The 9,821-nt window shown below is 60.8% G+C and carries 8 protein-coding genes and 1 pseudogene; 7 read left to right on the top strand and 2 right to left on the bottom strand.

Annotated elements, in window-relative coordinates:
* Nucleotides 1-29 precede the first annotated feature (29 nt).
* Both ACIOUG_RS11280 and ACIOUG_RS11285 read left to right on the top strand, forming a co-directional pair.
* Nucleotides 30-485, top strand: a pseudogene (locus ACIOUG_RS11280) (aminotransferase class III-fold pyridoxal phosphate-dependent enzyme); the annotation flags it as partial.
* A 141-nt stretch (nt 486-626) separates the two neighbouring features.
* A complete protein-coding gene (locus ACIOUG_RS11285; protein WP_401065342.1) occupies nt 627-1,838 on the top strand; it encodes an HDOD domain-containing protein in 1,212 nt (403 codons plus the stop codon).
* A 143-nt stretch (nt 1,839-1,981) separates the two neighbouring features.
* Here ACIOUG_RS11285 and ACIOUG_RS11290 read toward each other — a convergent pair whose 3' ends face one another.
* Both ACIOUG_RS11290 and desA read right to left on the bottom strand, forming a co-directional pair.
* A complete protein-coding gene (locus ACIOUG_RS11290; protein WP_401065344.1) occupies nt 1,982-2,971 on the bottom strand; it encodes a GGDEF domain-containing protein in 990 nt (329 codons plus the stop codon).
* Nucleotides 2,972-3,247: 276 nt separating this feature from the next.
* On the bottom strand, nt 3,248-4,429 hold the full coding sequence (desA, locus tag ACIOUG_RS11295; protein WP_401065346.1) for a delta-9 fatty acid desaturase DesA: 1,182 nt from the start codon (nt 4,427-4,429) through the stop codon (nt 3,248-3,250).
* A gap of 146 nt (nt 4,430-4,575) precedes the next feature.
* Here desA and dibA point away from each other — a divergent pair, with 146 nt between their 5' ends.
* From dibA to ACIOUG_RS11320, 5 genes are all read left to right on the top strand, one after another.
* The gene (dibA, locus tag ACIOUG_RS11300) at nt 4,576-6,495 is read left to right on the top strand and encodes a phosphodiesterase DibA (protein WP_401065348.1); all 1,920 of its coding nucleotides are present in this window, start codon (nt 4,576-4,578) and stop codon (nt 6,493-6,495) included.
* A gap of 291 nt (nt 6,496-6,786) precedes the next feature.
* Complete coding sequence (gene oscA / locus ACIOUG_RS11305; RefSeq protein WP_034151822.1) at nt 6,787-6,969, top strand: sulfur starvation response protein OscA; 183 nt, start codon at nt 6,787-6,789, stop codon at nt 6,967-6,969.
* A gap of 148 nt (nt 6,970-7,117) precedes the next feature.
* Entirely contained in the window at nt 7,118-8,131 is a 1,014-nt protein-coding gene (locus ACIOUG_RS11310; protein WP_401065349.1) for a sulfate ABC transporter substrate-binding protein, read from the top strand.
* Between the two features lie 175 nt (nt 8,132-8,306).
* A complete protein-coding gene (cysT, locus tag ACIOUG_RS11315) occupies nt 8,307-9,125 on the top strand; it encodes a sulfate ABC transporter permease subunit CysT (RefSeq protein ID WP_007952818.1) in 819 nt (272 codons plus the stop codon).
* A 13-nt stretch (nt 9,126-9,138) separates the two neighbouring features.
* Nucleotides 9,139-9,821, top strand: a 683-nt coding sequence (locus ACIOUG_RS11320; RefSeq protein WP_401065352.1) for a sulfate ABC transporter permease, incomplete at its 3' end; no start/stop codon positions are given.

A 9,821-nucleotide genomic window follows, 5' to 3' on the forward strand; every position in this document is an offset into this window, starting at 1 on the left:
CCACCTGCGCCAAAACCATCGCTGTATGATTCCCGCTGGCCGGTGTCTGCGGCAAGGCCGAATACATGGACGCCATCGCTCCAGGCGGCCTGGGCGGCACCTACGCCGGTAGCCCGATCGCTTGCGCCGCGGCCCTGGCCGTGATGGAAGTGTTCGAAGAAGAGCAACTGCTGGACCGCTGCAAGGCTGTCGGCGAGCGTCTGGTAACCGGTCTGAAGGCCATCCAGGCCAAGTACCCGGTGATCGGTGAAGTGCGTGCGCTGGGCGCGATGATTGCGGTCGAGCTGTTCGAAAACGGCGACAGCCACAAGCCAAACCCGACCGCCGTTGCGGCTGTCGTGGCCAAGGCGCGCGACAAGGGCCTGATCCTGCTGTCCTGCGGCACCTACGGCAACGTGCTGCGCGTTCTCGTACCGCTGACCTCGCCGGACGAGCAACTGGACAAAGGTCTGGCGATCATCGAAGAGTGCTTCTCGGAGCTGTAAGCCCCGACTCTGTGTGATCGGTTCGACAAAAAACCCGCTTCGGCGGGTTTTTTTACGCCCCTTGAAACACATCCGGCGCTTTTGCGCTGTATCGAAAGGCCAGCATTGGCTAAGGTTCAGGCATTGCAAGGGAGAGCGCGCATGACTGCCGTTGATTTACCCGCCGTACCCCGAGTGCTGATTGCCGAGGCCGATCCGTGGTCTCGGGACCTGCTCAAACAAGTGTTGCTCAATGTGCGCTGCGATGCGCGGCTGGATCTGTGTGCCGACGGCCAGCAGGCCATGGCGTTGCTCAGCGAAGTGCCGTATGACCTGGCCATCGTCGACTGGGAGTTGCCGGGCATCGACGGCTTGAGCGTGCTGCGCAGTGTGCGCCAGCGCAAACGCAATCCGCCGCTGCCGTTCATCCTGATGAGCAGTCGCAACGACAGCGCCAGCGTGCGTGAAGCCATCCCGCTGGCGCCCACGGCCTACCTGACCAAACCGCTGAACATGGAAAACCTCACCGAGCGCTTGCAGGGGTTGCTGCTGGATGCGGGCGAAGAGGTGTTTTGCGAAGTGCCGGCCCTGGCGGCGGGCATGACCTTGTCGGTATTCCTTGAGCGGCGTCGTGAGCAGGCTGACGGCGCGCCGCTGATGACCGATGTGCAGGTGGCGGTGAAGCGCAGCCTGAACCCGAACGGACTTGATCTGAAGCTGCTGGAAGAAGAAATCCGCACCGATCCGCAGATCACCGCCGTGCTGATCGCCGCCGCCAACAGCGCGGCGCAGCATCATGGCGCGGCAGTGCAGACCCTCGGGCAGGCGCTGCATCGACTCGGCACCGGGCAGAGCATGAACCTGATCCTCGGCCTGGCGCTCAAGCGCAGCGCCAAACTCAGTGACCCGTGCCTGGCGGACTACGCCGAGCGCTATTGGGGCCTGTCGCTGCACACGGCGGAATACGCGCGCACCCTGGCGCGCCTGCTGGATCTGGATCAGGAGCGCTGCTATTGCGCCGGCATGTTGCATCGTCTCGGTGATCTGGCGTTGCTGCGTTGTTTGCAGGAATGGAAGCAGGCCGGCGGCGAGCTGGATGAGCTGGAGGAAGTCGGCGACGCGCTGGCGGAATTTGGCGCGGCCTACGGTTCGGCATTGCGTACACGCTGGCGCTTGCCGCTGGAGCTGCGTGAGTTGATTGCGTCGGTCTACCAGCTCGGAGGCGGGGTGTATTCCCGTGAAGCGCTGGTGATGAACATGGCGGCGCAGATGGCCCGTCTGACCGAGCATGAGGGCGTTGAAGAGCTGGCGAAGAGTCGTACGGCGCGGTTGCTGAAGATCGGTCTGCCGGAATTGATGCGGATGCGCAAATAAATATCTCGAGCTTGCACAAACCCCTGTGGGAGCGGGCTTGCTCGCGAAGGCGGTCTATCAGCACCACAAATGCTGAATGACACACCACCTTTCGCGAGCAAGCCCGCTCCCACATTGGATATTTGGGTGGCTGAAATATGCGGTCAGGCCGAGATAATCCGGTTCTTGCCCTGACGCTTGGCCTCGTACATCGCCGCATCCGCCCGGGCGAACAGGCTGTCGAGGTTTTCGTCTTCATCCTTGAGGCTGGTCAATCCCTGGCTGACGGTGATGCCGAAGGTCTGGCCATCGACATTGAAGCCCAACCGCTGAATTTCCTGCTGCAGTCGTTCGGCCACCTGCAACGCCATGTCCGGTGCGCAGCCAGGAAACACCGCGGCGAACTCCTCGCCGCCGATTCGTCCGAACAGATCGCCGCGGCGTAACGAGCCGCGCCCGCACTCGGCGATGCGCTGCAGCACGTTGTCACCTTCCGGGTGGCCGTAGCTGTCGTTGATCTGCTTGAAGTCATCGATGTCCAGCAGCAGAAACGCCAGCGGCGCACCTTGCAGGCGCGCCTCTTCGAATTCGCGGTTGGCGCACTCGAAGAAATGGCGGCGGTTGCTGCTCTGGGTCAGTACATCGGTGGTCGCCAGGCGGTGCAGCTCGGTTTCCATGTGCTTTTTGTCGGTGATGTCTTCGGCGATGCCGACAATAATCACCGGTTGTCCGGGTTCGTCCTGACGGTTGATGAAGCACTTGTCGCTGAGCCAGCGGACCTGGCCGTCGGCGGCGATGATCCGGTATTCGCGATCTTCCACCGCGCCCGTGTGCAGCACTTCGGCGAGGCTGCGTTCGGCGTAGTCCAGGTCGTCGGGGTAGATGCTGTCGCGCCACTGGTTGTAGTCAGCCAGCAACAGGCCTGCGGAACGACCGAAAATCCGTTCGTAGGCCGGGCTGACATACAGCACCTGACGGGTTTCCCAGTTGAACGCCCAGAGCACCGCGTTGACGCTCACCAGCAACGAGCTGAACAGCTGCTCGCGCTCGCTCAGCCGGGCGACTTCGCCTTGGGCGTGCATCAGCGCCATCAGGGTTTGCGCGGCCTCGGGCCACTGCGCAAGGGATGAGTCTTTTTGATTGTTGTTGACCATCGGCACATATCTCAAAGGGCGTGCCGCAATTTCGACAACGGCCACAATACAGCCCGCCGGAGTGGCGAAGTGTCTTTCAGATAGGGCTTTCGGTGCTAAGTTCCACGCTTTTGTGGCGAGGGAGCCTGCTCCCGCCGGGCGGTAATCACAATGATCACGCGGCCTGGAGGGGAAATGGCTTTAACCCGGTAGGAGCTGCCGCAGGCTGCGATCTCTTGATGTTGTTTTAAAAGACAAGATCAAAAGATCGCAGCCTGCGGCAGCTCCTACAGGAGGTTACGCGGTCGGGCGCAGCGAGTAGGTTTTCAACTGGTCGGCGAATTCACGCAGGGACTGGATGCCGCTGGCCTCGGCCTCGTGCACCCATTCCTTGATGGCGGCGAGCATGTCGTGGCCATTGGCGCTGGTCTTGACCCAGATCTGCTGCAGGGCCAGGCGTTTTTCGTAAATGACCTTCAGGGCCTGGCTGTGCTCGAGCATGTTCTGGATGCGCAAGTGATGACGGTCTTCCAGCAGGCTGGTTTCCCGCGACAGCAGGCGTTTGGCCCGGTGGAATTGATGGCGTACCGAATGATCGACCTTGTCCAGCTCCTGCTTGACCAATGGGCCGATCACCAATTTGCGGTACTGGGCCATGATCTGGAAGCGGTTGTTGAGGATCGCCATGGCGGTGTCCATGTCCAGATTGCCCTTGCCTTCGACGCGGTGGGCGATCGGTGCCACGCGCTGCACCTTGGCCAGCCTGAAAAAGCTGAAGACCTTGATCCACGCCCAGCCGAGGTCGAACTCCCACTTCTTCACCGACAGCTTGGCCGAGTTGGGGTAGGTGTGATGGTTGTTGTGCAGTTCTTCGCCGCCGATCAGGATGCCCCACGGCACGAGATTGGTCGCCGCGTCGCGGCATTCGAAGTTGCGGTAGCCGATGGCATGGCCCAGACCGTTGACCACGCCGGCGGCCCAGACCGGGATCCACATCATCTGGATCGCCCAGATGGTGATGCCGATGGTGCCGAACAGCAACAGGTCGATGACGCCCATGATGGCGACGCCCAGCAGCGGGTAGCGGCTGTAGAGGTTGCGCTCGATCCAGTCTTCGGGGCAGTTTTTGCCGTAGATGCGCAGGGTCTCGGGGTTCTCGGCTTCGGCGCGATACAGCTCGGCGCCTTTGCGCAGCACGGTGGACAGACCCTTGACGACCGGGCTGTGCGGGTCATCTTCGGTTTCGCATTTGGCGTGGTGTTTGCGGTGGATGGCAGTCCACTCGCGGGTGTTCTGCGCCGTGGTCAGCCACAGCCAGAAGCGGAAAAAGTGTTTCAGACCAGCGTTCAGCTCAAGCGAACGGTGGGCCGAATAACGGTGCAGATAGACCGTGACGGCGACAATTGTCACGTGGGTCATCAGCAGGGTGACCGCGACCAGAGACCAGGCCGACAAGCCAAGAAAACCTTCGTACCACATAGGCTATAGGGCCCTCGATAAAGATAAAAACAGCCGTTGCATTATCACCAAGCACACAGATAAAACCAGTCGCCCTTTCAGATAAGAGTCGCTGGATGTTTCTTGACCTATAATTCCAACCTTTTTGTAGGGACATGGACAGCCGAATGTCTGCCACTTATCGCGATGCCTTGCGTGCAGCGCTGCTCTATCTCGTGCTTGCCGCCCTCTGGCTGCAAGGTACTGGTTATTTATTAAACAATTTCTTCGATGAGTCCGTCGATCAACTGCGCTGGCAACTGATCAACGGTTACGTCTGGGCGGCGCTCAGTGCCGGGCTGATTTTTCTCGCCCGCGTGCGCTTGTGTGAGTTTCTCGGGATCGGCGCGCGGTTGCGTGAGCGCCAGGCCGATCGTGAGCGCCTGCGTCAGGCGGCAGCGGTGTTCGATTGCACTCGAGAAGGGGTGCTGGTGACCAACCGTCAGGGCCTGATCGTGCACGTCAACCGCGCGTTCATGGAGATCACCGGCTATCAGCGCGAAGAAGTCCTCGGGCATCAGCCGAGCCTGTTCAAGTCCGGCCACCATCCGCCGGGCTTCTATCAGGCAATGTTCGCCACGCTGGAGAGCGAGGGCGAATGGAGCGGGGAGATCTGGAACCGGCGCAAGAGCGGCGAGATTTATCCACAGTGGCAGACCATCCGCGTGATTCACGATGATCAGGGCCGGCTCAGTCACTACGTGGCGGTGTTTTCCGACATCAGTGCGATCAAGCACTCCGAACACGAACTCAAGCACCTCGCCCACCACGACCCGCTGACCGACCTGCCCAATCGCCTGTTGTTCAGCGACCGCGCCGAGCAGGCGCTGGCGTCGGCGCAGATCCACAAGCGCGGCTGCGCGCTGCTGATGATCGATCTCGATCACTTCAAGATGATCAACGACAGTCTCGGGCACAACGTCGGTGATCGCCTGCTCAAAGCGGTGGCAGCGCGCCTGCAGGAACTGTTCGGCCCCGGGATCACCCTGGCGCGGCTTGGCGGTGACGAATTCGCGGTGCTGGCGGAAAGTTGTCCACAACTGGTTCAAGCGGCGGCCCTGGCCCAGCGCATTCTCGATGCGCTGAAGGAGCCGTTCGGCATCGACCGGCATGAGCTGTTCATCAACGCCAGTATCGGTATCAGCCTGTTCCCCAGTGATGCGTTGAGTGCCGATCAGTTATTGCGCAACGCTGACGCGGCGCTGTTCAAGGCCAAGAGTAGCGGCCGCAACGGTTATGCGTTGTACACCGAAGAGCTGACCGCGCATGCGCAGCAGCGGGTCGAAATCGCCTTCGAACTGCGACGCGCGCTGGAGCAGCAGGAACTGCGGGTTTACTACCAACCGGTTCACGATTTGCACAGCAGTCGCCTGATCGGCGTCGAAGCACTGGTGCGCTGGGAGCATCCGCAGCGGGGGCTGGTGTCGCCGGCGGAATTCATTCCGATTGCCGAACGCACCGGGCTGATTGCCGAAATCGACGCCTGGGTGATGCGTCAGGCGTGTTCGCAGATGTGCCAATGGCAGCAGGCCGGGATTGTGCTGTCGTTTGTTGCGGTCAACGTGTCGTCGCGGTTGTTCGCCCGGCGTGAGTTGTATCAGCAGGTGGCGCAGGTGCTGCACGAGACCGGGCTGGATCCGGCGTATCTGGAGCTGGAAGTCACCGAAAGCGCAGTGATGGACGACCCGGAAGTGGCGCTGGAGCAGATGCATCATCTGCGTGAGTTGGGCATTCGCCTGGCCATCGACGATTTCGGCACCGGGTATTCATCGCTGCTGCGGCTCAAGCGCTTGCCGGTGCAGAAGCTCAAGATTGATCAGGGTTTTGTCGCCGGTCTGCCGTGGGACGAGGATGACGCGGCGATTGTTCGGGTGATCATCGCCCTGGCCCGCAGCATGGGCATGCAGGTGCATGCAGAAGGGATCGAGCAGGCGGAGCAGGCGGCGTTTCTGTTGGAGCAGGAGTGTGATCTGGGGCAGGGCTACTGGTTTGGACGGCCGGTGCCGGCGGGGGAGATTGATTGGTCGCGCGCACCGTTTATCGGTTGAATCCGATTCTGTGGCGAGGGAGCTTGCTCCCGCTGGACTGCGCAGCAGGCCCCAAAAAAACGGCGAGCGCTTCGCACTCGAGCGGGAGCATGCTCCCTCGCCACAGGGGTTGCGGTGTTCTTTCGTTGCGGGAACACCGCGCAAACCCTTGCTCCGTCAGATAATGTTTTCTAGTTATATAAACATTCTTAAATAGTCTTTTTAAGAATATCTGCGCTTCTCTTATATTGCTCCCACGCCGAACGCAGTGCCGCCCACTGCCAGGCATATCCCATTCAAAGGAGCAGCACCATGAGCGCATCCCTTCGCAGCGTTGACGGTCAGGACGAAACCACCATCTTGCGTGAAATCCAGAGCGCGCTGCGCGACCTGCGATTTGGCGCGGTGGAGATCACTGTGCACAACGCTCAGGTCGTGCAGATCGAACGCAAAGAGAAATTCCGTTTGCAGCAACCCGGTAAACAACCGGGCTGAGTTGAAGATCAAAAGATCGCAGCCTGCGGCAGCTCCTACAGGGGGGCTGTGTGTAGGAGCTGCCGAAGGCTGCGATCTTTAGCCGGCACACCCGATTCCAGATATTCATAAGAAAAAGCCACCACCAAGAATTCCAGGAGCTTTCACCATGTCGTCGATTCGCCGTTACGCTTTGGCCGCCCTGGCCAGCGCTGTGTTTGCCGGTTCCGCGGTTGCCAAGGAGTACGAACTGCTCAACGTGTCGTATGACCCGACCCGCGAGCTGTATCAGGACTACAACGCCGAATTCATCAACTTCTGGAAAAAAGAACACGCTGGCGACGAAGTGAAAATCCAGCAATCCCACGGCGGTTCGGGCAAGCAGGGCCGGGCGGTGATTGACGGTCTGCGTGCCGACGTGGTGACCCTGGCCCTGGCCGGCGACATCGACGAAATCGCCAAGCTCGGCAAGACCCTGCCGGCTGACTGGCAGAAGCGTCTGCCGGATGCCAGCACTCCGTACACCTCGACCATCGTGTTCCTGGTGCGCAAGGGCAACCCGAAAGGCATCAAGGACTGGGGCGACCTGGTCAAGAACGACGTCTCGGTAATCACCCCGAACCCGAAAACCTCCGGCGGTGCCCGCTGGAACTTCCTCGCTGCGTGGGCCTATGGCCTGAAAGCCAACGGCGGCAGCGAAGAAAAAGCCAAAGAGTACGTGCAGACCCTGTTCAAGCACGTTCCGGTACTGGACACCGGCGCTCGTGGCTCGACCATCACCTTCGTCAACAACGGTCAGGGTGACGTGTTGCTGGCCTGGGAAAACGAAGCGTTCCTGGCGCTGAAAGAAGACGGCGGCGCCGACAAGTTCGAGATCGTTGTGCCTTCGTTGTCGATCCTTGCCGAGCCACCGGTGGCCGTGGTCGACAAGAACGCCGAGAAGAAGGGCAATGAGCAGATCGCCGAAGCCTATCTCAAGCACCTGTACAGCCCGGCCGGCCAAGAGATCGCGGCGAAGAACTTCTACCGCCCGCGTGACAAGGACGTGGCGGCGAAGTACGCCCAGCAGTTCCCGAAACTGGAACTGGTGACCATCGACAAGGACTTCGGCGGCTGGAAAACCGCACAGCCGAAATTCTTCAACGACGGTGGCGTGTTCGACCAGATCTATCAGGCGCAGTAATCTGACTTTAGCCACACCACGAGCCTGATGCTCAGGCGCCGGAAAATGTGGGAGCGGGCTTGCTCGCGAAAGCGGAGTGTCAGACGACCTGAAGTTGACTGATACTCCCTCTTCGCGAGCAAGCCCGCTCCCACATTGATGCGTTCAGCGGAATGCTTTTTAACCAAGGACTTTTATGTCGCGTCGTATCTCCCCCGTCATACCCGGCTTCGGGCTGACGCTGGGCTACACCTTGGTGTACCTCAGCCTGATTGTGCTTATCCCGCTGGCGGCGATGTTTGTCCACGCCGCCCAGCTCACCTGGGATCAGTTCTGGACGATCATTTCCGCACCACGCGTGCTGGCAGCCTTGAAGCTGAGCTTCGGCACTGCGCTGTGTGCGGCGATCATCAACGGCATCATCGGTACGCTATTGGCCTGGGTGCTGGTGCGCTACACGTTCCCGGGACGCAAGGTGATCGACGCAATGATCGACCTGCCGTTCGCCCTGCCGACGGCGGTGGCCGGTATCGCCCTGACCGCGCTGTACACCCCGACCGGTCTGGTCGGCCAGTTCGCCGCCGACCTCGGTTTCAAGATCGCCTACACCCCGTTGGGTATCACCCTGGCGCTGACTTTCGTCACGCTGCCGTTCGTGGTGCGCACGGTGCAGCCGGTATTGGCCGACATCCCCCGTGAAGTCGAAGAAGCTGCGGCCTGCCTCGGCGCGAAACCTTTGCAGGTGTTCCGCCACATTCTGCTGCCAGCACTATTGCCCGCCTGGCTGACCGGTTTTGCCCTGGCGTTCGCCCGTGGCGTCGGCGAGTACGGTTCGGTGATTTTCATCGCCGGCAACATGCCGATGAAAACCGAGATCCTGCCGCTGCTGATCATGGTCAAACTCGACCAATACGATTACACCGGCGCCACTTCCATTGGCGTGCTGATGCTGGTGGTTTCCTTCGTCCTGTTGCTGCTGATCAACCTGCTGCAGCGGCGCATCGAAACCCCATAAGGAGGCGCGAACCATGTCCCAATCGTCTATTGCGGCCGCGTCCTCGGCCAACGCTGCACGCCGTGGCAGTGCTACTTCACGGCGCGTGCTGATCGGTCTCGGCTGGCTGATCTTTTTCCTGTTTCTGGTACTGCCACTGTTCATCGTGGTGTCGCAGGGTTTGAAGAACGGCCTCGGTGCGTTCTTCACCGCGATCTTTGAACCGGACGCCTTGTCGGCGCTGAAACTCACGGTGATCGCCGTGTTGATTTCGGTGCCGCTGAACCTGGTGTTCGGGGTCAGCGCCGCGTGGTGTGTGAGCAAATATTCGTTCCGTGGCAAGAGCATGCTGGTGACGCTGATCGACCTGCCGTTCTCGGTTTCGCCGGTGATCGCCGGTCTGGTCTACGTGCTGATGTTCGGCGCCCAGGGCCTGTTCGGGCCGTGGCTGCAGGATCACGACATCCAGATCGTCTTCGCCCTGCCGGGCATCGTGCTGGCGACGATCTTCGTCACCGTGCCGTTCGTGGCCCGCGAGCTGATTCCGCTGATGCAGGAACAAGGCACGCAGGAAGAAGAAGCCGCACGCCTGCTCGGCGCCAATGGCTGGCAGATGTTCTGGCATGTCACCGTCCCCAACATCAAGTGGGGCCTGATCTATGGCGTGGTGCTGTGTACCGCGCGGGCCATGGGTGAGTTCGGTGCGGTGTCGGTGGT

It is taken from the genome of Pseudomonas sp. NPDC087803, assembly GCF_044742995.1.
Taxonomy (GTDB): domain Bacteria; phylum Pseudomonadota; class Gammaproteobacteria; order Pseudomonadales; family Pseudomonadaceae; genus Aquipseudomonas.

Coding starts and splice junctions, on each gene's coding strand:
- ACIOUG_RS11290 (WP_401065344.1), bottom strand. CDS start 2,971: ATGGTCAACAACAATCAAAAAGACTCATCCCTTGCGCAGTGGCCCGAG.
- desA (WP_401065346.1), bottom strand. CDS start 4,429: ATGTGGTACGAAGGTTTTCTTGGCTTGTCGGCCTGGTCTCTGGTCGCG.
- ACIOUG_RS11310 (WP_401065349.1), top strand. CDS start 7,118: ATGTCGTCGATTCGCCGTTACGCTTTGGCCGCCCTGGCCAGCGCTGTG.
- oscA (WP_034151822.1), top strand. CDS start 6,787: ATGAGCGCATCCCTTCGCAGCGTTGACGGTCAGGACGAAACCACCATC.
- dibA (WP_401065348.1), top strand. CDS start 4,576: ATGTCTGCCACTTATCGCGATGCCTTGCGTGCAGCGCTGCTCTATCTC.
- cysT (WP_007952818.1), top strand. CDS start 8,307: ATGTCGCGTCGTATCTCCCCCGTCATACCCGGCTTCGGGCTGACGCTG.
- ACIOUG_RS11285 (WP_401065342.1), top strand. CDS start 627: ATGACTGCCGTTGATTTACCCGCCGTACCCCGAGTGCTGATTGCCGAG.